Origin of the sequence: Kitasatospora indigofera (assembly GCF_014655955.1) — a bacterium.
GTDB lineage: Bacteria > Actinomycetota > Actinomycetes > Streptomycetales > Streptomycetaceae > Kitasatospora > Kitasatospora indigofera.
On the sequence record NZ_BNBO01000057.1, the window covers coordinates 27,723 to 49,457 of the forward strand.

Below are 21,735 nucleotides of genomic sequence, written 5' to 3' on the forward strand. Positions count from 1 at the left end.
GAGCCGGTCCGGGGAGGCGGGGCGCCGGGGGCGCGGGCCGGGCGGCGGGTGGACCGCCCGGGCGGCGGTGTCCTTCAGCTGGCGCGACAGGGCGCGAACGGTGCCGACGGACAGTCGGTGCGGTTCGCGGCGCGGAGCAGGACACGGCGGGGCATGGACAGGACGCTAGGGCCGCGGCCGAAAGGATGTCAAGAGGTGTCCATTGCCGCCGCCGGCCGCCGGACCGGGGCCCGCGCACGGACTTCGCTTCCGCCGCCGGACCGGTCGCCGCCCTGGTCGGAGGGCCTCCCGCCGCCCCGAAGGCGGGTCCTCCGTGACCGAAAGGCATTGTGACGGCGACCCGACAGGGGATAATGGTGCACATGCATATTTCCGCGAAGGCGGACTACGCCGCGCGGGCTCTGGTCGAACTCGCCCGCGACACGGCCCGTCCGCTCACCTGTGAGAGCATCGCCTCGTCCCAGGAGATTCCGTTCCGCTTCCTGAAGTCCGTGGTCGGCGACCTCCGCCGCGCGGGGCTGGTGCGCAGCCAGCGAGGCTGTGAGGGCGGGTACTGGCTGGGCCGGCCCGCCGAGGAGATCAGCCTGCTCGATGTGATGCGCGCGGTCGACGGCGGCCTGATGACCCTGCGCGGCGAGCCGCTGGCCGAACTCGACTACCCCGCACCGGCGCAGGGCCTGCCGGACGTCTGGCGCGCCGTCGAGGACAGCGCCGCCGAGATCCTCGGCCGGGTCACCATCTCCGCACTGGTCGACGCCCCCGGTGCCGCGCGCCCCGGTCCGTCGTCCGTCCGGCAGCGGGCGGACGTCCTGGTATGACCGCCGCCGCCCGGCCGGGCGTCCCCGAGCCACCCGCCGACGCGGCCGCCGGCGTGCTGGAGGTGGTGGAGTACACCGACCCGCTCTGTCCCTGGGCCTGGGGCTCCGAGCCCAAACTCCGCAGGCTGCGCGCCCTGTTGGGCGGCCAGGCCGTCTGGCGGCCGGTCTACGGGATGCTCTTCGACGAGGAGGAGGACGACCCGGCGCCCGACCCGGCCGCCGAGACCGCCTGGTACGCCCGCCACGTCGCCGGGATCAGCGCCCACACCGGCGCCCCGCACGCCGTCCGGCTGGCCCGGGTGGCGGCCTGCAGCCGCCCGGCCTCGCTCGCCGCCGTGGCGGCGGAGCGGCAGGGTGCGGCGGTGGCCCGGGCGGTGCTGCGCCGGCTGCGGGAGAGTGCCTTCGTGCTGGGTGAGCCGGCCGACAGCACGGACGGGGTGCGCGCCGCCGTCGCGGGCCTGCCCGGGCTCGACGAGGGCCTGCTGCTGGCGGACATGACGATCCGTCAGGTGCGGGACCGGTTGGCGGCGGACCGGGCCGAGGCGCGCGCGCCGGTGCCCGAGGTGCTCGGACTGAGCGGCCCGGCACCCCACCCGGGCGCGGCCAAGGAGGCCGGTGACGGGTACCGCTACGCCCTGCCGACGCTGCTCTTCGTCGGGCCCGCCGGCCGTCGGGTGGTGCCGGGCTGGCGACCGCTGGGGGAGTACCTCGCGGCGGCGCGGGCGGTGGCCCCGGGCTTGCGGGCCGAGGCCGGGCCGCTCGACCCGGACGCGGCGCTGGAGCTTCATCTGAGCCTGACCCGCGCCGACCTGGAGCAGCTGACGACGGACGGCCGCCCGCCGGCCCGCGCCGTCCGGCTGGAGAGCGGGAACGGCCCGCTCTGGCTCCATCCGGCGTACGCCGAAGGGCATCCGGCGTGCACGGAGCGGTATCCGGCCCCGGCCGCCGACCGGTCGCCGGGGCACTGAGCAGGGCCGCCCGAGCGGGCCCCCGCGGTGCTCCGGGCGGCCGTCCCAGGGGCCTGACCGGCGGGTTCGGCCGGGCGCTGACGGTCCGACGAATGAGACACCGTTTGGTGTCCATTGACAGGGCGGCGCGGCCCGGACAGGATGAGCGCATGCTTTCGACGCACCCCGGTGTGGTGTGCCGCTTCGTGGACTTCCGGCGCACCAGCAGCGACCTCTGTCGCTGACCCAGCGCCCTCCGGCCGCCACCACACCTGCCGATCCACGGCCCACGACGGCCTGACCGTCGTCCCGGCCGCACCCCGTCAGGCCTGACCGGCCGCGCCCGTTGCCCCTGCGCCGGGCCGAAACCCCCTTGTTCCGGGCTCCCCGGGCCGCCGGCCCCTGCCCGCACCCATCGGCTCGCCCTTCCCGGCCCCGACGGCCCCGCCGTCGTACGGCCCGTCCCGGCGCACCCTGATCCCGCACGCCGTGTCCCGGCACACCCCGTCCTGCCCTCCCGCGCCGTCGGCCCGCCCCGACGCAGCGCCCCTTGCACTGCCCGGCCGCCCCCGACGAGGGCCGGTCCGGCATGCACCCGAAAGGTGACGCAGCATCATGAACGCCCCCATCAGCACCCGTTCGGCCCTTGCCAGACGCTCCTTCCTCGGCCTCGCCCTGGGCACCGCAGCGACCCTCGCCCTCGCCGCCTGCGGCTCGGGCGCACCTGTCACGGCCGGCGGCGCGGCCGGTGGCACCGTCAAGTGGGGCTGGGCCCTGCCCACTTCGTGGGACCCGGTGTTCTCCTCGGCGGGCTGGGACGTCCACGACCTCTCGCTGGTCTACGCCGGGCTCACCAAGCTGGACGAGAAGGGCGACGCCGTCCCCGCCCTCGCCACCGGCTGGACGTACAGCCCGGACGGCACCACCGTCACCTTCAAGCTCCGCACCGGCCTGAGCTTCAGCGACGGCACCGCACTCGACGCGGCGGCGGTCAAGAAGAGCCTGGACCGCGGCCGTGGCGACGCCAAGTCGCTGGTCGCGCCGCAGTTGGTGCACATCAAGGAGATCGCCGCACCGGACCCGCAGACGGTGGTGCTCACCCTCACCCAGGCCGACTACCAGATCCCCAACCTGCTGGCCGGCAAGACCGGGATGATCGTCAGCCCGAAGGCCTTCGAGGAGGACGCGGCCGGCCTCGCCTCCCGCCCGGTCGGCGCCGGCCCCTTCACGCTCAGCTCCTACACCCAGAACGCCAAGGCCGTGCTCAAGCGCAACCCCGGCTACTGGGACGCGTCCAGCATCAAGCTCGACAACTTCGAGATCTACCCGCTGCCGGACGCCTCCACCGTGGTCGCCGCCCTGCAGTCGGGCCAGTACAACGTCGCCCAGATCCCCGGCAGCCAGGTGGCCGCCGCCAAGGCGGCCGGCCTGGAGGTCCAGGTGATCCCGTCGCTGGTGGTCGCGGTCCTGGACATCAACCCCACCAAGGCACCCTTCGACAACCCGCTGGTGGTGCAGGCCCTCAAGTACGCCATCGACCGCGAAGCCCTGCTCAAGACCCAGCAGTTCGGCTTCGGCGACGTCAGCTACCAGCCGTTCCCCAAGGGGTACGTCGGGTACGACGCCGGCTCCGCCGACCTCTTCCCGCACGACCCGGCCAAGGCCAAGGAGCTGCTGGCCCAGGCCGGTCACCCGGACGGGGTGGAGCTGACCATCACCACCACCTCCGCGCAGGGCCTGCCCGAGCAGTTGCAGGCCCAGCTGAAGGAGGTCGGGATCAAGACCACCATCGAGGTCATCCCGGCCGCCCAGGCCACCCAGATCATCTACATCCAGCACTCCCGGGCGCTGTTCACCGACCAGTTCGCCGGCCGCGACTCCGCGCCGCAGGCCTTCCAGGTGCTCTTCGGCGAGCAGGGACTGATGAACCCCGGCCGCAGCACCCCGCCCGAGCTCAAGGCCGCCGTCGACCTGGTCTCCCGGACCCCGCTCGACTCGCCCGACTACCCGAAGAACCTCCAGGCCGCCACGGCCCTCGCGGTCCGCACCATGCCCAACACCTTCCTCTACAGCGTGCCGCGGATCCTGGCCCGGCAGAAGACCGTCTCCGCCATCCCCCCGTACACCGTCGTCCAGCGCTTCGAGGGGGTGACCGCGCCGTGACAGCGCTCCTCGTGCCCGCGCCCGCCCGCCGGGGCGGGCGGGGCCGGGTGCTCGCCGCCCGGGCCGCGCGGGCGCCGCGCGGCCCGGCCCGGGCCCTGCTGACCACCGCCACCGTCTTCCTGATCTCCTCCCTGATCACCTTCGGCCTCGGCGCGCTCTCCGAGGCCAACCCCGGCGCCGCCGTCCTCGGCGAGACCGCCACACCGGCCGACATCGCCCGGATGAACCACGAGTTCGGGCTCGACCGGCCGCTCACCGAGCAGTTCACCAGCTGGCTCGGGCACGCCCTCGGCGGCGACCTCGGCCACTCCTGGTTCACCACCCTGCCGGTGGCCGACAGCATCGCCGCCGCGCTGCCCGTCGACCTGTCGATCGCCGGCCTCGCCCTGCTGTTCGCCGTCCTGCTCGGCGGCGCCGCCGGGATCGCCGCCGCCCGCAGCAACGGCGGCCGGCTGGACCTGGCCGTCACCGGCATCTGCTCGGTGCTCGGCACCCTGCCGGCCTTCGTGATCGCCATCGGCCTGATCGCCGTCCTCTCGGTCCAGGCCGGGCTGCTCCCCTCCGGCGGCTACGTCCCGTTCGGCCAGGACCCGGGCCAGTGGCTGCGGTTCGCCGTGCTGCCGGCCCTGGCCCTGAGCCTGGACGCGGCGGCCGGCATCGCCCGGCAACTGCGCACCTCGCTGGTCGGCGCGCTGCGCGAGAACTACGTGACCGGCGCCGTGATGCGCGGCCTGCCCGCCCGCCGGGTGCTCTTCGGCCACGTCCTGCGCAACGCCGCCGGCCCGGCCGTCACCGTCCTCGGGATGAGCGTGCCGATGCTGATCGGGGGCGCGGTGGTCACCGAGCGGATCTTCAACCTGCCCGGCATCGCCCAGCTCTCCCTGCAGGCCGCCCAGCAGCACGACGTCCCGGTCATCCAGGGCACCCTGCTGGTCACCGTCGCCGTCGTGCTGATCGCCAACCTCGCCGTCGACGCCGGCCTGCTGGCCCTCAACCCGGCCGCCCGCCGGGCCGCCAAGTCCCGCCCCGGGGAAGGGAGCCAGCCATGAGAACACTCCGCCGCACGCTGCGGCTGCGGACCGCGCGGACCGCCCTGCCGGTACTCGCCGCCGTCGCCCTGCTCGCCCTGTTCGGCGGGGCCCTCGCCCCGCAGGACCCGCTCGCCCAGGACACCGCCCAGCTGCTCCACGCCCCCGGCGGCGCGCACCTGCTCGGCACCGACTACCTCGGCCGCGACGTGCTCAGCCGGCTGCTGGCCGGCACCGGCGACTCGGTGGCCGGCGCGGTGGAGGCGGTGGTGGCGGCGATGCTGCTCGGCATCGTCCCGGGAATCGCCTCGCTCTGGCTCGGCCGGGTCTTCGAGTGGGTGTCGCTGCGGGCGGTGGACGCCCTGATGACCCTGCCGTTCACGCTCTTCGCGATCGCCGCGGTCGGGGTCTTCGGCAACGGCCTGCACCAGGCGATGCTGGCCCTCGGGGTGCTGCTCTCGCCGCTGTTCTTCCGGGTCACCCGGGCCGCGGCGCTGGGCTTCACCCAGGCCCAGTACGTCCAGGCGGCCGAGCTGATGGGCGCCTCGCGCCGCTGGATCCTGCGGACCCACCTGTGGTCCAAGATCCTGCCGACCGTGGCCGTCACCACCGCCCACGCGCTGGCCACCGCCCTGCTGACGGTCACCTCGCTCACCTTCCTCGGCGTCGGCGTCCAGCCGCCGGCCCCGACCTGGGGCGGCATGCTCGCCAGCGACCTGGGCTTCCTCGCCCAGCAGCCCTGGGCCCCGATCCTGCCGGCCACCCTGATCATGCTCACCGTCGGCGCGCTCAACCTGCTCGCCGACGCCGTCCGCGACGCCGGGGCGGCCGGGACGGAACCGGCCAGGGCCCGCACCGCCGCCCCCGCACCGGCCGGACGTCCGCACCGCGCCGGCCCGACCGAGCAGCCCGCACCGAAGGAGCAGGCCGATGCCCCCCTCCCCGCCTGACCCGGACGCCACCAGCCGCACCACCGTTGCCAGTAGCACCGCCGGCCCCACGCCCGGCGCCCCCGTCCTGACCGTGGACGGGCTGCACATCACCGTCGGCGCCGGCCGCGCCGAGGCCGTCCGCGACGTCAGCTTCCGGGTCCGGGCCGGCGAGGCCGTCGGACTGGTCGGCGAATCCGGCAGCGGCAAGACCCTCACCTGCCGTTCGGTGCTCGGCGTCGGGGCCCCCGGCGTCGCCGTCTCCGCCGGACGGATCGACCTGGCCGGCACCGAGCTCACCGCCCTGACCGAGCGCCAGTGGGAGCAGGTGCGCGGCACCCGGCTCGGCGCCGTCTTCCAGGACCCGGCCTCCTACCTCAACCCCTCCCTCACCGTCGGCCGCCAACTGGCCGAACCGCTGCGGCTGCGGCACGGCCTGAACCGCGCCGCCGCCCGGGAGCGCGCGGTCGAACTGTTCGCCTCGGTCGGCCTGCACCGGCCCGAGGAGGTCTACCACCGGTACCCGCACGAGCTCTCCGGCGGCATGCTGCAGCGCGTCCTGATCGCCGTCGCGGTGGCCGGCGAGCCCGAGCTGCTGGTGGCCGACGAGGCCACCACCGCACTGGACACCGTCGTGCAGGCCGAGGTGCTCGAACTGCTCGCCAAGCTGCGCACCGAGCGCGGCCTCGCCCTGCTGCTGGTCACCCACGACCTCGCGGTGGTCGCCGAGGTCTGCGACCGGATCCTGGTCTTCTACGCGGGCGAGATCGTCGAGGACGGCCCGACCGCCGAGGTCGTCGCCGCCCCCGCCCACCCCTACACCGAGGCCCTGCTGCGGGTCGCCTCGATCGGCGACTGGCAGCGCCGCGACCTCGCGGTGATCCCCGGCCGCCCGCCCGAGGCCGGCGCCGCCCCCGTCGGATGCCGCTTCGCCGACCGCTGCGCGTTCGCCACGCCCGCCTGCTCCGACGCCCCCGTCCCGCTGACCGTGCGGCCCGACGGCCGCCGGGTGCGGTGCGGCCGGGCCGGCGAACTCGCCCTGGCCGGCGCCCTCGACACCCGCACGCCAACGTCCGCCGACCCGGCCGGCACCGCCGGCCGGACCCACCGCACCCTCCAGGAGGTGACCGCATGAGCCCCAGCACCGCCACCGCCACGGCGGCCGCCCACCCGGCGACCGCCGCCACCGAACCGCTGCTGCGGATCAGCGGGCTCTCCGTCGCCTACGGCCGCCGCCCCGGCCGGGCCGCCGAACGCGTCCTCGACGACGTCTCCCTGGACGCCCGGGCCGGCGAGATCCTCGGCGTCATCGGCGAGACCGGCTCGGGGAAGACCACCCTCGCCCGCGCCGTCGTCGGCCTGGCCCCGGTCGTCGAGGGCCGGATCACCGTCGACGGCGAGGAGGTCACCGGCCTGCGCGGCCGCCCGCTGCGGGAGTTGCGCCGCAGCGGCCGGATCCAGTACATGTTCCAGGACCCGCTGCGCTCGCTCGACCCGGACCTCACCGTCGGCGAGATCGTCGGCGAACCGCTCACCGTCGGCACCGGCACCGAGCGCGGCGAGCGGGCCGGGCGCGTCCGGGAGGCGCTCGAACTGGTAGGCTTGCCCGCCGAGTTCGCCGAACGGACGCCCGGCCGGCTGTCCGGCGGCCAGCGCCAGCGGGTCTCGCTGGCCCGGTCCGTGGTCACCCGCCCACGGCTCCTGCTCGCGGACGAGCCGGTCAGCGCGCTCGACGCCTCCAACCGCAACCACGTCCTGCTGCTCCTGGACGAGCTGCGCCGCAGCCTCGGCCTCGCCGTCGTGATCATCTCGCACGACCTCAGCTCACTGGCCGGCATCGCCGACCGGATCGCCGTCCTCTACCGCGGCCGGCTGGTCGAGCAGGGGCCCGCCGAGGACGTCCTGACCAGCCCCCTGCACCCGTACACCGCGCTGCTCACCGCCTCGGCGCCCAGCGTCCGCCGCGAGCACCGGATCACCCCCGCCCAGCTGCGCCCGCGCGACCCCCGGCCCGAGTGGACCCTCCAACCGCCCGCCGATGCCTGCGTGTTCGCGCACCGCTGCCCCTTCGCCGGCGAGGACTGCCGGCAGGCCCCGGCCGCCGCGGCGCACGGCGGCCCGGCCCGCACGGTGGCCTGCCACCGCGCCGCCGACTGGCGCGAGCGGCTCACCGCCGACGCCCTCTGACGCCGGCGGCGGCCCCCCACGCCCCCGGCGGCCGCCGCCACCCCGCACCTGATCGCACCACCCCCGTACCGACCCACGTCTGGAGTACCGCCATGCCCGTCGAGTTCATCGGCCTCGCCGCCACCAAGCCGTTCACCGAGACCGACACCCAGGACACCGGCCCCGCCGTGCAGCCCGGCTACCTGCGTGAACTGGCCCTGGCCCACGAGGAGTCCGGCTTCGACCGGGTGCTGGTCGCGCACTCCTCGGCCAGCCCCGACGGCTTCACCGTCGCCGACCAGGTGCTGACCCACACCAGCCGCCTGGGCGTCCTGCTCGCGCACCGCCCCGGTTTCGTCTCGCCGACCGTCGCGGCCCGCAAGTACGCCACCCTGGACGCCTTCCACCCCGGCCGGATCGCCCTGCACGTGATCACCGGCGGCGACGACGCCGACCAGGCCAGGGACGGCGACTTCAGCGACAAGGAGACCCGCTACCGCCGCACCGACGACTTCCTCCAGGTGGTCCGCCGCACCTGGGACTCGGCCGAACCCTTCGACCACGAGGGGGAGTTCTACTCGGTGAAGGGCGGCCTGTCGTCCGTCCGGCCCGAGCGGCCGATCCCGGTCTACTTCGGCGGCGCCTCCGCGGACGCCGTCCGGGTCGGCGGCCGGCACGCGGACGTGTACGCCTTCTGGGGCGAGCCGCTGGCGGGCATCGCCGAGCGGATCCGCCAGGTCCGCGCGGCGGCCGAACCCTACGGCCGGGACCCGGCGTTCAGCGTCAGCCTGCGGCCGATCCCGGCCGAGACCGAGGCCGCCGCCTGGGAGCGCGCCGCCGAGATCCTGCGGCTCACCAAGGAGAGGACCGGCGACCTGCGCAAGGCCTTCAACCTCGACCACTCCGCCCAGGAGGGCTCGCAGCGCCTGCTCGCGGCCGCCGCCGAGGGCGACGTGCACGACAAGCGGCTCTGGACGGCGGTCGCCAAGGCCACCGGCGCGGCCGGCAACTCCACCGCCCTGGTGGGCTCCTACGAGCAGGTCGCCGAATCCCTGCTGGACTACACCGCGATCGGCGTCGGCACGCTGCTGATCCGCGGCTTCGACCAGCTGGCCGACGCCCGGGACTACGGCAAGCTGATCACGCTGGTCCGCGACCAGGTGGACGCCGGCGGCGCGGTGCTCGCGGGAGCGGCGAGCGCATGACCGCCGTCCTCCCACCCCGGACCTCGCCCACCACCTCGCACTGGGGCGCCTTCGGTGTCCGCCCCGGTGCGAGGGGCGGCGTCGAGGTACTGCCGCACCCCGCCGACCCGTCGCCGTCCCCGCTGCTCGGCGGGGTGGCCGGCGCGCTCGACCACCCGACCCGGGTGCGCCGTCCGGCGGTCCGGCAGGGCTGGCTGGAGCACGGCCCCGGGCCCTCGACCGCGCGCGGCGCCGAGCCGTTCGTCGAGGTGGAGTGGGAGCACGCGCTGGACCTGGTGGCCGCCGAACTCGACCGGGTCCGCCGCGAGCACGGCAACCAGGCCGTCTTCGGCGGCTCCTACGGCTGGGCCAGCGCCGGCCGGTTCCATCACGCACAGAGCCAACTGCACCGCTTCCTCGGCCAGTTCGGCGGCTACACCGGCTCCCGGAACTCCTACAGTCTGGGCACCTCGCTGGTGCTGCTGCCGCACCTGGTCGGCGACGCCGAGACGGTGCTGCGGGCCGCGTCCTCCTGGCCCACCATCACCCGGCACACCCGCCTGATCGTCGCCTTCGGCGGCGTCCCGGCCAAGAACGTCTACGTCACCCCGGGCGGAGTCACCCGGCACGGCACCCCCGGGCACCTCGCCGCACTCGCCGCCCGGGGGGTCGAGGTGGCCCTGGTCAGCCCGCTGCGGGACGACCTGCCCGACGGGCCCGCCACCGACTGGTTCCCGGTCGCCCCGGCCACCGACACCGCGCTGATGCTGGCCCTCACCCACACCCTGGTCGCCGAGGGACTGCACGACCGGGCCTTCCTCGACGCCTGCACCACCGGCTTCGACACCCTGGCCGACTACCTGCACGGCGGGCCGGACGGCGTCGTCAAGGACGCCGACTGGGCGGCCGCGATCTGCGGGATCGAGGCCGGCCGGATCCGCGCCCTGGCCCGCCGGATGGCGGCCACCCGCACGCTGGTCACCGTCACCTGGTCGCTCCAGCGCGCCCGGTACGGCGAGCAGCCGGTCTGGGCCGGACTGGCGCTGGCCGCCGCGCTCGGCCAGATCGGCCTGCCCGGCGGCGGCTTCGGCCACGGCTACGGCTCGATGGGCGACGTCGGCGACCCGGGCCCGCAGCTGCGGCTGCCGTTCCTGCCCCAGGAGCCCAACCCCGTCCGGGACTTCATCCCCTGCGCCCGGATCGCCGACCTGCTGCTGCACCCCGGCGAGGCGTTCGACTACGACGGCGCCCGCTACACCTACCCCGACATCCGGCTCGTCCACTGGGCCGGCGGCAACCCCTTCCACCACCACCAGGACCTCGGCCGGCTCCGCCGCGCCTTCGCCCGCCCCGACACCGTCATCGTCCACGAACCGCACTGGACCTCCACCGCCCGGCACGCCGACATCGTGCTGCCCGTCACCACCGCCCTCGAACGCGAGGACTTCGGCGGCGGCCGCCGCGACACCCACCTGATCGCCATGCACCGCGCCGTCGACCCGGTCGGCGAGGCCCGCGACGACCACGCCGTGCTGGCCGCCCTCGCCGACCGGCTCGGCTTCGGCGAACGCTTCACCGAGGGGCGGACCCCGCGCCAGTGGCTGGAGCACCTGTACGCCGAATGGGCGGCCGAGCTGACCGCCTCGGGCCGGGCGCAGCCGCCCGCCTTCGACCGCTTCTGGTCGGCGGGGGAGTGGCAACTGCCCGAAGGCCCGTCCGAGTTCACCCTGTTCGAGGAGTTCAGGGCGGACCCGCAACGCTCCCCGCTGCGCACTCCGAGCGGTCGGATCGAACTCGCCTCGGCCACCGTCGCGGCGATGGGCCTGCCGGACTGCCCGGGCCACCCGAGCTGGCTGGAGCCCGAGGAGCGGCTCGGCGGCCCGGCCGCCGGCCGGCACCCGCTGCTGCTGATCGCCAACCAGCCCGCCACCCGGCTGCACAGCCAACTGGACACCGGCGCCGTCAGCCTGGCCGCCAAGGTCGCCGGCCGGGAGGCGGTCCAGCTGCACCCGGACGACGCCGCCGGGCGGGGGATCGCGGAGGGTGACCTGGTCCGGATCTTCAACGACCGCGGTGCCTGCCTGGCCGGCGCCGTGCTCACCGAACGGGTCCGGCCCGGAGTCGTCCGGCTGCCCACCGGCGCCTGGTTCGACCCGGTGCCCGGGGTGGAGCCGCCGCTCTGCGCCCACGGCAACCCCAACGTGCTGACCGCCGACCTGCCCAGCTCGCGGCTCTCCCAGGGCTGCGTCGGCCAGCACGCCCTGGTCCAGCTCGAACGCTGGAGCGGGGGCGAGCCGCCCCCGGTCACCGTCCGCACCCCGCCCGCCTTCGTCCGCCGTACCGGCGTACCCACCGCCGCGCCCGCCGGCGTGCCCGCCGCACCGGCTGCCCCCGCCGAGCCGCCCACCGACCCGAAAGCCCCGTGATGACCCAGCACCCGGCCCAGCAGCTGATCCAGCCAGGGGCCCAGCCACCGCCCGCCCCACCCGCCGTGCCGCCCGCACCACCCGCCCGGCCCGCCGCCCCCCGCCTTCCCGCGCCCGACCTGGACGCGCTGCCGGCCGTCACCGCGGCCCTCGCCGCGCACGCCGAGGAGCACGACCGCGAAGCCTCCTTCCCCTACCGGGGCATCGAGGCCGTGCACCGGGCCGGGCTGCTCACCGCCACCGTGGGCGCCCGCTCCGGCGGCCTCGGCGGCCGGCTCGCCGACACCGTCCGGATTCTCGGCGCCCTCGGCGCGGGCGACCCTGCGGTGGCGCTGGTCACGGCGATGACCCTGTTCACCCACGCGGCCGAGGCCCGCACCCCGTACTGGCCCGCCGAGGTGTACGCGGAGCTGGTGGCCGAGTCCGCCGAGCGCGCGACCCTGGTCAACGCGCTGCGGGTGGAACCCGACCTGGGCACCCCCGTACGCGGCGGACTGCCCGCGACCGTGGCGCGGCGCCGCGGCGACCACTGGGAGCTGACCGGCCGCAAGATCTTCTCCACCGGCGCGGAGGCCCTGCGCTGGATGCTGGTCTGGGCCCGCACCGACGAGCCCGAACCCCGGGTCGGCAGCTTCCTGGTCCGCTCGGACGCGGCGGGCCTGACCGTCGAGCGGACCTGGAACCACCTCGGCCTGCGCGCCAGCCGCAGCGACGACGTCCTGCTCGACGCCGTCCGGGTGCCCCACGGGCACGTCGCCGGGCTCGCCCGGCCCGGTGCGGACGGCGGCCGGGACACCGTGGCAGGCGCCTGGAACTCGCTCGGGCTCACCGCCCTCTACCTCGGCGTGGCCCGGACCGCCCTGGAGTGGCTGACCGGCTTCCTGCACGAGCGCGTCCCGACCGCGCTCGGCGCGCCGCTCGCGAGCCTGCCGCGGTTCCAGAACGCCGTCGGCGAGATCGAGGTGACGCTCGACGGCGCCGAACGGCTCGTCACCGCGCTGGCGCAGGCCGTCGACGCGGGCGAGCCGGCCGCCGCCGAGCAGTCCGCCGGCGCCAAGGTGCTCGGCACCCGGGCCGCGATCGGCGCCGTCGAACAGGCCGTCGCCCTGATCGGCAACAACGCGCTCACCTACGACAACCCGCTCCAGCGCCACCTGCGCAACGTGCTCTGCAGCCGCATCCACACCCCGCAGGACGACACCGTCCTGCTCGCCGCCGGGCAGCGCGCCCTGCTGCGCACCCGCCCCTGACCCGCCCGCCCCTGACCCGCCCGCCCCGACTCCCGCTCCCCGGCCGCGCTTCCCCGCGGCCGGCGCACGAAAGGCCCTGACACCATGCCCGTCGAGTTCATCGGCATGATCGGCACCACTGACGTCTCCGAGACCCGCCCCGCCACCGGCCCGGTCGTCGACCCCGACTTCACCAGGCGCTTCGCCAAGGCCCACGAGGAGGCCGGCTTCGACCGGATCCTGATCGGCTACGGCTCCTCCAGCCCCGACGGCGGCCAGGTCGCCGCCCACGTGGCCGCGCACACCGAGCGGCTCGGCCTGCTGGTCGCGCACCGGCCGGGCTTCGTCGCCCCCACCCTGGCGGCGCGCACCTTCGCCACCCTGGACCAGTTCTCGGGCGGCCGGGTCGCCGTCCACATCATCACCGGCGGCCACGACGCCGAGCAGCGCCGGGACGGCGACTACCTGCCCAAGGACGAGCGCTACGACCGCAGCGACGACTACCTGGACGTCCTCACCAAGGCCTGGACCAGCGAGGGCCCGTTCGACCACCAGGGCCCGCACTACCGGCTGGAGGACTTCCACGCCGAGGTCCGGCCCGTCCAGCAGCCGCGCATCCCGCTCTACTTCGGCGGGTCCTCCGAGGCGGCCTACCGGGTCGGCGGCAAGCACGCGGACGTCTTCGCGCTCTGGGGCGAGCCGCTCGCCGAGACGGCCGAGCAGATCGCCTCCGTCCGGGCCGGCGCCGAGGCGGCCGGGCGCAGCACGCCGCCCCGGATCAGCGTCTCCTTCCGGCCGATCCTGGGCCGCACCGAGGAGGAGGCCTGGGAACGCGCCCACGGCATCTTGCACACCATCCAGAACCGCGGCCGCGGCGGTGGCTCCTTCGTGGGCAAGCGCGCCGTCCTCCCGGTCGGCCCCGACGCCCGGCCGCAGAACGCGGGCTCGCAGCGACTGCTCGCCGCCGCCGCCAAGGCCGACCGCCACGACCGCGCCCTGTGGACCGCCCCGGCCGCCGCCACCGGCGCCGCGGGCAACTCGACCGCGTTGGTCGGCACCCCGGAGACGGTCGCGCAGGCACTGCTCGACTACGTCGACATCGGCGTCAGCACCCTCCTGATCCGTGGCTACGACCCGCTGGAGGACGCCCTGGACTACGGGCGCCACCTGCTGCCGCTGGTCCGTCAGGAGGTCGCCCGCCGCGAGCGCGCCGAGGCCGCCCGTGAGGCCGCCGCCCGCCTGGCCGCCCCGGTCACCGCGGGGAGCGCCCGATGAGCGCCGCGGTCGCACCGGCCCCGCCCGCCCCTGCTGCCGCTGCGGCGACGGCTCTGCCCGGCCCGCAGTCCGGCACGCTCGTCTGGGAGCCCGCCGAGGGCGCCGCCCGGCGCGGCACCGTGGTGCTGCTCCCGGGCCGGGGTGAGAACCCGGCCGTCTACCAGCGGTTCGGCCGCCGGCTGGCCGCCGACGGCTACGGCGTCCACGCACTCGCGCTGGGCCAGCAGGCCGCGCCGGCCGACGTGGCGGCCGCCTTCGCGGCCGTCGCCGGGACGGCCCCGGCACCCGTGGTGCTGGCCGGCTCCGACACCGGCGCCCTGCGGGCGCTGGCCGCCGTCCGGGAGGCCGGCGCGCGGCCGGCCGGTCTGCTGCTCGCCGCACTGCCGCTGACGGCCGACGCCCCGCCGCCCGGCGACTGGGAGGAGGAGCTGGCGGCCCGGACGTCCTGCCCGGCCCACCGCGGCGTGCTGACCGCCGATCCGGGGTTCGGCCGGGGCCGCTTCGCGGACCGCGTCCCCGACGCGCTGCTCGCGCCGGCCCTGGAGCCGGCCACCGTACTCGGCCCGGACCCCGTCCGGTCCGGGGCACCGTCCCCGGCGTCGCCCGGACGGCTGCCCGTCCTGGTCCTGCACGGCGCGGCCGACCCCGTCGCCCCGCCGCAGGCCGTCCGCGAGTTCGCCGCCGGCCTGCCCACGACCGTCCTGGTGCTGGTCGAGGACGGCCGGCACGACGTGCTCAACGACGCCGCCCACCGCAGCGTCGCGGCGCAGACCGTCCAGTGGCTGGAGCGCCTGCGCGTCGGCCCTGAGCTTCCCCGTCTGCTGACGGTCGAGGAACCGCCCCGCTGAGTTCGCTCCCCTCCGCGCCACCACCGGCGTCACGGGGCCGGTCCGTCCAGAGCGTCCGGACCGGCCCCGCCCCGCCGGTCACCGCCGGCAGCGCCCACGAGGCCGGCCGCCCGACCACCGGCAGCGCCCACGAGGCCTGCCGCCCGACCACCGGTCCCGTAGCACCGATCCACGTCCCAGGAAGGACATCCCGTGACCATCACCCAGGACCTCCCCGCCACCCAGCTCCGGCCGACCGGGCCGGCGCCCGTACCGGCCGACCGGCTGCGCCGCACCCTGCGTCGGCAGGCCGCCGGCGTCACCGTCATCACCGTGCCGGGCCCCGCCGGCTTCACCGCCACCTCGTTCACCTCGGTCAGCCTGGACCCGGCCCTGGTCTCCTTCTACGTGTCGGCCACCGCCTCGGCGGCCCCGGCCGTCCGGGCGGCGGGCAGCTTCGCCGTCCACATCCTCGGCCGCGGCCAGGAGGAGCTGGCGGCCCGCTTCGCCCGCAGCGGCGCCGACCGCTTCGCCGGCACCGACTGGACGCCCGACGAGCTGGGCACGCCCGTCCTGGCCGGGGTCGCCGCCTGGCTGACGGCGCGTCCGGTGCTGCTCCAGGAGGTCGGCGACCACCTGCTGGTGGTCGGCGAGGTCGTCGACACCCTGGCCCGCGAGGACGTCGGCCCGCTGGTGCACCACGACGGCGCCTTCGGCGGGTTCACCTCCGCCCCGGGCACCGGCGCCCGCCGGAGCTGACCAAGGCCCGTCCGGTGCCCCGGGCCTCAGCCCGGCACCTCCACGCGGCCCGCACACCCGGCCGCCGCCCGTCCCAGGAGTCCGCGATGTCCCTGACCTTCCACTGGTTCCTGCCCACCACCGGCGACAGCCGTCACGTGGTCGGTGGCGGCCACGGGTCGACGCCCGGCACCGCCGGCGCCGACCGCCCCCCGAGCGTCGAATACCTGGGCCAGATCGCCCGGACGGCCGAACAGCTCGGCTTCACCGGCGCGCTGACCCCCACCGGCGTCTGGTGCGAGGACGCCTGGCTGACCACGGCGATGCTCACCCAGGTCACCGAGCGGCTCAAGTTCCTGGTCGCCTTCCGCCCGGGGCAGCTCAGCCCGACCCTCGCCGCCCAGATGGCGGCCAGCTACCAGCGCCAGTCCCACGGCCGGCTGCTGCTCAACGTGGTGACCGGCGGCGAGTCGGCCGAGCAGCGCGCCTACGGCGACTTCCTGGACAAGGAGGGGCGCTACGCCCGGGCGGACGAGTTCCTCGGGATCGTCCGCCGGCTTTGGGCAGGCGAGACCGTGGACCACCAGGGAGACCATCTGCGGGTCGAGCAGGCCCGGTTGGCGCGGCTGCCGGATCCCGCGCCGGAGATCTACTTCGGCGGCTCCTCGGCGGCGGCCGGCGCGGTGGCGGCCCGGCACGCGGACGTCTACCTCACCTGGGGCGAGCCGCCCGCGCAGGTACGGGAGAAGATCGACTGGATCAGCGGCCTGGCCCGGGCCCGGGGCCGTACGCCCCGGTTCGGGATCCGGCTGCACGTGATCGCCAGGGACACCTCCGCACAGGCCTGGGCCGAGGCGGAACGTCTGCTCGCCGGGATGAGCCCGGAGCGGATCCGCAGTACCCAGCTCGCCCTGGCCCGCAGCGAGTCGGACGGCCAGCGGCGGATGCGGGAGCTGCACGGCGGCGCCACCTCCCGGCTGGAGGTGCATCCGGGCCTCTGGGCGGGCATCGGGCTGGTGCGCGGCGGCGCCGGGACCGCGCTGGTGGGCAGCCACCGGGAGGTGGCCGATCTGATCGTGGAGTACCACCGGGCGGGAGTGCAGGAGTTCATCCTCTCCGGCATCCCGCACCTGGAGGAGGCCTACCAGGTCGGCGAGGGCGTCCTGCCGCTGCTCGCGGCCCAGGGCCTCTGGCGGCACCCGGCGGTCCCGGCCCGGCTCTGAAGCGGCGCCGCCGGGGAGCCGGGCCGCACCGGCTCCCTCAGCGCCCCGCCCGCAGGACGCGCCCTCAGCGCCCGGCCGGGAGCAGCCCCGGGGCCGGCGGCGCGGTGACGTGCACGGACAGGTCGTCGTTGTCGTCGTCCGTGCCGAAGGTGCCGGTCAGCGAGGAGGTGAGCGAGGCGGCGATCCCCACCAGGATGAAGACGACCAGCAGTCCGCGCCCCGTGCCGCTGAGCACCAGCGGCCTGGTCGCCGACGCCCCGGGCACCGCGTCCGCCGGACCGGCCGCCGGGTCCTCGCCGAAGAGCTGCTTCGGGTAGGCGGCGGTGAGCATCAGCAGGTAGGCCTGGAACCGCATCCGGTAGCGCACGATCGCCGCGCTGGCCTCGAACAGCGGCCGGGGCATCCGGCCCAGGATCAGCACCACCAGCCAGCTGATGAACGACACCGTCCACCACCCGGTGAGCAGCACGCTCTGCACGATCGCCGCGGGAATGGCCAGGATCAGGCGGAAGAAGACCGCCAGCCGGTTGAGCTCGCCCGGCTTCAGCCCGACCTGGACGGGGTAGCCGGGCGCCTGGAAGGCGAACGGCGGGTACCGGTCGTGGGTCAGCATCGCGTAGGCGTTGACCCGCGTCTCGTACGCGACGAAGCCCCCCAGGTAGGTCGCGGCGAAGTCCGGCAGCCGCCCCAGCACGAGTGCCCCGAACCAGCCGATGATGCTCACGAAGAAGGCCACCACCGACAGCGCCCACAGCACGATGAACTGCGGGATCAGCATCAGCAGGCGCAGCAGCACGGTCAGCCGGTTCTGGTCGGCCGGTTCCGGCATGTCGAGCGTCGGCAGGAACTCGGCCGCGGCGGGCGCAGCGGCAGGGGGAGCGTCCCACATCCGGGCCTCCAGGCGTCGGGTCCGAGGCGGAAGCGGCGGAGGTGCCGCGTGCTCCGAAGATCGCAGCCGTCCGCCGCCCCCGCCCGTCCGGTGGACCGATCGGGCGACGCCCGGGCCGTCGCCGCTCCGGGCCGGTCCGGGGGCCGGCCCCTCGGGCGGTGCGCCGGCCCGGCCCGGGGCAGGGCAGGGAGGCGCGGCCTGAGGCGGTCCCGGACGGGCGGCGGCCCACGCGGCGACCAGGTCCGGCCGGCGCCCCTGCCGGAGCGGGACCTGGTCCGGCAGGCCCGACCACCGGTCAACCAAGCGTCTGGAAAAGGGCTTTGCGACACCCGCGGGCCGACGGTGAGAAGCGCCGGTCGGTATCGTCGGGCCATGCCCGAACTGATCGCGCCCACCGTCCGTCTGCATTCCGCCTGGCTTGAGGCGCGTGAGGAGTGGGGACCCGGCGCCCACGAGGACGGGTTCGGGCTGCGGCCGGCCGACGAGGTCGTGTCGCCGGCCGGATTCGCGGCCTGGGTGGCCCGGCTGGCCGAGCCGCCGCGGCGGCCGGACCAGGGGCAGGACGCGGACCACCAGGGGCAGGACGCGGACCAGGAGCAGTCCGTCCCGGCGGGTCAGGTGTACCGGTGGATCGTCGAGGACGGCCGGGTGCACGGCGGGATCGCCCTGCGCCACGGGCCCGGCGACCTGGTGCCGCGGTTCGGCCACATCGGCTACGGCGTCCGGCCGTCCTCGCGCCGGCGCGGGCTGGCCGCCTGGGCCCTGGGACGGATGCTCGGCGAGGCGCGGGCCCGTGGCCTCGGCCGGGTGCTCCTCGTCTGCGAGGCCGGCAACGTCGCGTCCGTCAGGACGATCGAGCACCAGGGCGGCGTCCTCGAAGGCCTCCAGGAGACCGGGTCCGGGGTCGTGCGGCGGTACTGGATCACCCTCTGAGGCCGGCCGGGCCGCGCCCGGGTCAGGGTCGCCGGGTGCCGCCGTCCGGCCGCCGATACGCGCGAACGGTCGCTTTGTCGACGGAAGTTGAGCGCGGGCCCGGACCGGAGCAAGATGGGCCCGGACGCGGTGGCCCGGCGAGGGCCCGGTGGCCGTCAGGCGTGCCGAGGACTCCGGCTCCTGACGGTTCCGGCCGGGCCGCTGCCTGCCGCGAGGCCGCAGCGGCCGCCGCGGGACGTCACCGATCACGCCCCGGCCGGGCCGTGACGACTGATCGACGGACAGGGCAGGGTGCATGGCACAGCGCAGCTATTGGCGTGAGGCGGACGGTTCTGCGGTCACGGCGGCGGAGGCCCAACGGCTCTGGGCGGGCGAGGCCTACCCGCACCTGGTCACCGTCGCCGGGACGTACCACGCCGTCATCACCTACAAGGAGCTGGCGGAGACGGTCCAGAAGACGTCCGGGGTCCGGACCACCGCCCTCCTGCACAACTGGATCGGGGGCGTGCTGGGGCAGGTGGTCCGGGAGGCCCACCGGCGAGGTGACCCGCCCCTGACGGCGCTGGTCGTCCGCACCAGTGACGGGATGGTCGGGGAGGGCTACCGGGAGGTCCTGACGGTCGCCGGGGAGTCCGCCGCCGCCGAGGAGCTGGACCGGGAGCACCACGCGGCGGCGGCCCGGCTGGACTGCTACCGCCGCTTCGGCGCCGCCCTGCCGCCCGACGGCGGCGTCCCCGCGCTCGCGCCCCGGCTGCTGGCGGCCATCGAGCGCCGACGCGCACGGCTCCCTGAGCCGGTCGCACGGATCTGCCCCGGCTGCTACGTCCAGCTCCCGGCGACCGGGATCTGCGACTCCTGCCAGTAGGCGCCGGCCTGCCGCCCGCCGCCCGCCGCCCGCCGGCAGCCCGGGGGACGGGGGACCGGGGACGGGGACTCGACGGTCCCCGTCCCCGGACGGCCGCAGGCGCCCGCCGGCCGGTGCCCGGATGCCGCTACGGGGTCAGCCGGTTGGGCCCGCGGAACAGGAAGGTCGCCTCGCGGATCGAGTCCAGGCCGAGCAACACCATCAGCACCCGGCCCAGGCCCATGCCTAGGCCGCCGTGCGGCGGGCAGCCGTACCGGAAGCAGTTCAGGTAGTCCCGCAGCGAGTCGGTGCCCATGCCCTTCTCCGCGGCCTGGTCGAGCAGCACGTCGTACCGGTGCTCGCGCTGCGCGCCGGTGGTGATCTCCAGGCCCTTCCACAGCAGGTCGAAACTGAGCGTCAGCCCCGCCTCGGCGGCCGCACGCATGTGGTAGAACGGCCGGATCCCGGCCGGGTAGTGGGTCACGAACACGAACTCGTGCCCGGTCTCCCGCCGGACGTGCGCGGCGAGCGCCCGCTCGCCCTCGGGGTCCAGGTCGGCCTTGCCCTCCGGGTCCCAGCCGCCGGCCCGCAGGATCTCCTGGGCCCGTGCCATGGTGACCCGGGGGAAGGGCACCGCCGGGACGGTCACCTCCACCCCGAACCGCTCCCGGATCGCGGCGCCGTGCCGCTCGGCGACCCGGGCGAGGGTGTGCGCCAGCATCCGTTCCTCGAAGGCCATCACGTCCTCGACGTCCTCGGTCCAGGCGAGTTCGAGGTCGACCCCGGTGAACTCGGTCGCGTGCCGCGAGGTGAAGGAGGGCTCGGCGCGGAACACCGGCCCGATCTCGAAGACCCGGTCGATGCCGGCGGCGATCGCCATCTGCTTGTAGAACTGCGGGGACTGCGCCAGGTACGCGCTGCGGCCGAAGTAGCCCAGCTCGAACACCTCCGCGCCGGACTCCGAGGCGGTGCCCATCAGTTTGGGCGTGTGCATCTCGGTGCACCCCTCGGCGTACGCGAACTCCCGCAGGGCCTGCTCGACGGTGGTCTGCACCGCGAACAGCAGCTGCGCCGCGGGGCGCCGGCGGATGTCCAGGAACCGCCAGTCGAGGCGGTGTTCCAGTCCGGTGTGCTCGTCGACGGGCAGCGGCGTCCCGGCCCGGTTGAGCAGTTCGACGCGCTCCGGGACCAGTTCCAGGCCGCCCAGCCGGACGGCGGGGTTCTCGACCACCAGGCCGGTGACGCGAACGGCCGACTCGACGGTCAGCTCCTCGATCCGCTCTTCCAGCGGGTCGGCCGCGCCCGGGCGCCGGTGGGTGACCTGCGCGGTACCGGTGTGGTCGCGGACCAGCACGAACTGCATCGTGCGTTGCAGGCGCAGGGTGTTGACCCAGCCGCAGACCGAAACGGTTCGGCCCAGGTGTTCCCGCAGGTCGGCGACCAGGACACGGGGGGTGGGGTGGATCATCGCAGTCCTCCGTAGGACGTCGGGTGATCCCTTGGGAGTGCGGGCGAGAAGGGACTCGCGGTGCCACCGCACTTTCGCTCCCGCCGGTGGCGGGAGCCTCGTTCGGGCCCGTCACGGGGGCCGGCCGGCGGGGCATTTCCTCCCCGCGCTCAGGAGTGTCTTCGCCTCGGGCGCGATGCCGCCTTCACAGCTGCCGGCGGCTCTCTCGACTCGCGGGATCCCTCGGGTACTCGTCTCCCTCATCGCGTTGCGCACAGGCTAGACGGACCGGCGCGGTCGTCGCAACGCTCTTTCGGGCACCCCCGAGGGGCCTTTCGGGCAGCCGCCCCGGCCCTCCGGGCGGCATCGGGTCCACGCGCGTCTGCCGCTCGGCCGCCCGGCCGGGGCCGGCCGGGCCCGTCCTTGCGGCGGCGGGCCCGGCCGGTCCTGCCCGCCGGCGCCCGGCACGCGGCCCGTCCGGCCCGGGCCCGCGGTGCCCGCCGGCGGCGGGTCGCAGCCCGTCGGGCACCCCCGGCCGCGCGTCGTGCCCACCTGGGCTGGTAGAACGGGGCTGGTGAGAACGGGGGCGGGACGGACCGGGAGGCGGGGGCGGGGGCAGGACCAATCGGGGCGCGGGGGCGGCGGGGGAACCACAGCCATGGCCGGACA

General features: G+C 76.0%; 18 protein-coding genes. 16 read left to right on the top strand and 2 right to left on the bottom strand.

Going from position 1 to position 21,735, the window contains the following annotated elements; genetic code table 11:
• Positions 1-362 precede the first annotated feature (362 nt).
• The 14 genes from IE329_RS32725 (at position 363) to IE329_RS32790 (ending at position 16,953) form a co-directional block, all read left to right on the top strand.
• The gene (locus IE329_RS32725; protein ID WP_190214661.1) at positions 363-818 is read left to right on the top strand and encodes an RrF2 family transcriptional regulator; all 456 of its coding nucleotides are present in this window, start codon (positions 363-365) and stop codon (positions 816-818) included.
• The gene (locus tag IE329_RS32730) at positions 815-1,786 is read left to right on the top strand and encodes a DsbA family oxidoreductase (RefSeq protein WP_190214662.1); all 972 of its coding nucleotides are present in this window, start codon (positions 815-817) and stop codon (positions 1,784-1,786) included. The genes IE329_RS32725 and IE329_RS32730 overlap by 4 nt, the downstream gene beginning before the upstream one ends.
• A gap of 594 nt (positions 1,787-2,380) precedes the next feature.
• Entirely contained in the window at positions 2,381-3,928 is a 1,548-nt protein-coding gene (locus IE329_RS32735) for an ABC transporter substrate-binding protein (RefSeq protein WP_190214663.1), read from the top strand.
• The gene (locus IE329_RS32740; RefSeq protein WP_190214664.1) at positions 3,925-4,977 is read left to right on the top strand and encodes an ABC transporter permease; all 1,053 of its coding nucleotides are present in this window, start codon (positions 3,925-3,927) and stop codon (positions 4,975-4,977) included. Before IE329_RS32735 ends, IE329_RS32740 begins: the two co-directional genes overlap by 4 nt.
• Positions 4,974-5,906: an ABC transporter permease gene (locus IE329_RS32745; RefSeq protein WP_190214665.1), complete on the top strand. Its 933-nt coding sequence runs from the start codon at positions 4,974-4,976 to the stop codon at positions 5,904-5,906. The genes IE329_RS32740 and IE329_RS32745 overlap by 4 nt, the downstream gene beginning before the upstream one ends.
• Positions 5,887-7,020 carry an ABC transporter ATP-binding protein gene (locus tag IE329_RS32750; protein ID WP_190214666.1) on the top strand — a complete coding sequence of 378 codons (1,134 nt, stop codon included), beginning with the start codon at positions 5,887-5,889 and terminating at the stop codon, positions 7,018-7,020. Before IE329_RS32745 ends, IE329_RS32750 begins: the two co-directional genes overlap by 20 nt.
• A complete protein-coding gene (locus IE329_RS32755; RefSeq protein WP_190214667.1) occupies positions 7,017-8,072 on the top strand; it encodes an ABC transporter ATP-binding protein in 1,056 nt (351 codons plus the stop codon). The genes IE329_RS32750 and IE329_RS32755 overlap by 4 nt, the downstream gene beginning before the upstream one ends.
• Before the next feature lie 92 nt (positions 8,073-8,164).
• Positions 8,165-9,256, top strand: a complete 1,092-nt coding sequence (locus IE329_RS32760) for an LLM class flavin-dependent oxidoreductase (RefSeq protein ID WP_190214668.1) — start codon at positions 8,165-8,167, stop codon at positions 9,254-9,256.
• Complete coding sequence (locus IE329_RS32765; protein ID WP_190214669.1) at positions 9,253-11,661, top strand: molybdopterin-dependent oxidoreductase; 2,409 nt, start codon at positions 9,253-9,255, stop codon at positions 11,659-11,661. Before IE329_RS32760 ends, IE329_RS32765 begins: the two co-directional genes overlap by 4 nt.
• Positions 11,661-12,911, top strand: coding sequence for an acyl-CoA dehydrogenase family protein (locus IE329_RS32770; RefSeq protein ID WP_190214670.1), 1,251 nt, complete (start codon positions 11,661-11,663; stop codon positions 12,909-12,911). The genes IE329_RS32765 and IE329_RS32770 overlap by 1 nt, the downstream gene beginning before the upstream one ends.
• Before the next feature lie 84 nt (positions 12,912-12,995).
• On the top strand, positions 12,996-14,165 hold the full coding sequence (locus IE329_RS32775) for an LLM class flavin-dependent oxidoreductase (protein ID WP_190214671.1): 1,170 nt from the start codon (positions 12,996-12,998) through the stop codon (positions 14,163-14,165).
• Positions 14,162-15,013, top strand: a complete 852-nt coding sequence (locus tag IE329_RS32780) for an alpha/beta hydrolase (RefSeq protein ID WP_190214672.1) — start codon at positions 14,162-14,164, stop codon at positions 15,011-15,013. The genes IE329_RS32775 and IE329_RS32780 overlap by 4 nt, the downstream gene beginning before the upstream one ends.
• A gap of 192 nt (positions 15,014-15,205) precedes the next feature.
• Positions 15,206-15,751 (top strand): flavin reductase family protein, encoded by a 546-nt coding sequence (locus IE329_RS32785; protein ID WP_308438423.1) that lies wholly within the window; start codon positions 15,206-15,208, stop codon positions 15,749-15,751.
• 86 nt (positions 15,752-15,837) lie between these two features.
• Positions 15,838-16,953 (top strand): LLM class flavin-dependent oxidoreductase, encoded by a 1,116-nt coding sequence (locus tag IE329_RS32790; RefSeq protein WP_190214673.1) that lies wholly within the window; start codon positions 15,838-15,840, stop codon positions 16,951-16,953.
• Positions 16,954-17,017: 64 nt separating this feature from the next.
• Here IE329_RS32790 and IE329_RS32795 read toward each other — a convergent pair whose 3' ends face one another.
• The gene (locus IE329_RS32795; protein ID WP_190214674.1) at positions 17,018-17,842 is read right to left on the bottom strand and encodes a DUF4389 domain-containing protein; all 825 of its coding nucleotides are present in this window, start codon (positions 17,840-17,842) and stop codon (positions 17,018-17,020) included.
• Positions 17,843-18,214: 372 nt separating this feature from the next.
• On the opposite strand from IE329_RS32795, the gene IE329_RS32800 reads away from it, so the two are divergent.
• Both IE329_RS32800 and IE329_RS32805 read left to right on the top strand, forming a co-directional pair.
• Positions 18,215-18,775: a GNAT family N-acetyltransferase gene (locus IE329_RS32800; RefSeq protein WP_190214675.1), complete on the top strand. Its 561-nt coding sequence runs from the start codon at positions 18,215-18,217 to the stop codon at positions 18,773-18,775.
• 295 nt (positions 18,776-19,070) lie between these two features.
• Entirely contained in the window at positions 19,071-19,640 is a 570-nt protein-coding gene (locus IE329_RS32805) for a hypothetical protein (protein ID WP_190214676.1), read from the top strand.
• A 127-nt stretch (positions 19,641-19,767) separates the two neighbouring features.
• Here IE329_RS32805 and aspS read toward each other — a convergent pair whose 3' ends face one another.
• Positions 19,768-21,087: an aspartate--tRNA(Asn) ligase gene (gene aspS, locus IE329_RS32810; RefSeq protein ID WP_190214677.1), complete on the bottom strand. Its 1,320-nt coding sequence runs from the start codon at positions 21,085-21,087 to the stop codon at positions 19,768-19,770.
• Between the last annotated feature and the right edge of the window lie 648 nt (positions 21,088-21,735).

What these genes read in the sequence shown, in the direction of transcription:
- IE329_RS32730 (WP_190214662.1), top strand. Translation starts at nt 815, where the DNA reads ATGACCGCCGCCGCCCGGCCGGGCGTCCCCGAGCCACCCGCCGACGCG.
- aspS (WP_190214677.1), bottom strand. Translation starts at nt 21,087, where the DNA reads ATGATCCACCCCACCCCCCGTGTCCTGGTCGCCGACCTGCGGGAACAC.
- IE329_RS32790 (WP_190214673.1), top strand. Translation starts at nt 15,838, where the DNA reads ATGTCCCTGACCTTCCACTGGTTCCTGCCCACCACCGGCGACAGCCGT.
- IE329_RS32775 (WP_190214671.1), top strand. Translation starts at nt 12,996, where the DNA reads ATGCCCGTCGAGTTCATCGGCATGATCGGCACCACTGACGTCTCCGAG.
- IE329_RS32765 (WP_190214669.1), top strand. Translation starts at nt 9,253, where the DNA reads ATGACCGCCGTCCTCCCACCCCGGACCTCGCCCACCACCTCGCACTGG.
- IE329_RS32755 (WP_190214667.1), top strand. Translation starts at nt 7,017, where the DNA reads ATGAGCCCCAGCACCGCCACCGCCACGGCGGCCGCCCACCCGGCGACC.
- IE329_RS32795 (WP_190214674.1), bottom strand. Translation starts at nt 17,842, where the DNA reads ATGTGGGACGCTCCCCCTGCCGCTGCGCCCGCCGCGGCCGAGTTCCTG.
- IE329_RS32760 (WP_190214668.1), top strand. Translation starts at nt 8,165, where the DNA reads ATGCCCGTCGAGTTCATCGGCCTCGCCGCCACCAAGCCGTTCACCGAG.
- IE329_RS32780 (WP_190214672.1), top strand. Translation starts at nt 14,162, where the DNA reads ATGAGCGCCGCGGTCGCACCGGCCCCGCCCGCCCCTGCTGCCGCTGCG.
- IE329_RS32800 (WP_190214675.1), top strand. Translation starts at nt 18,215, where the DNA reads ATGCCCGAACTGATCGCGCCCACCGTCCGTCTGCATTCCGCCTGGCTT.
- IE329_RS32725 (WP_190214661.1), top strand. Translation starts at nt 363, where the DNA reads ATGCATATTTCCGCGAAGGCGGACTACGCCGCGCGGGCTCTGGTCGAA.
- IE329_RS32805 (WP_190214676.1), top strand. Translation starts at nt 19,071, where the DNA reads ATGGCACAGCGCAGCTATTGGCGTGAGGCGGACGGTTCTGCGGTCACG.
- IE329_RS32745 (WP_190214665.1), top strand. Translation starts at nt 4,974, where the DNA reads ATGAGAACACTCCGCCGCACGCTGCGGCTGCGGACCGCGCGGACCGCC.
- IE329_RS32735 (WP_190214663.1), top strand. Translation starts at nt 2,381, where the DNA reads ATGAACGCCCCCATCAGCACCCGTTCGGCCCTTGCCAGACGCTCCTTC.
- IE329_RS32770 (WP_190214670.1), top strand. Translation starts at nt 11,661, where the DNA reads ATGACCCAGCACCCGGCCCAGCAGCTGATCCAGCCAGGGGCCCAGCCA.
- IE329_RS32750 (WP_190214666.1), top strand. Translation starts at nt 5,887, where the DNA reads ATGCCCCCCTCCCCGCCTGACCCGGACGCCACCAGCCGCACCACCGTT.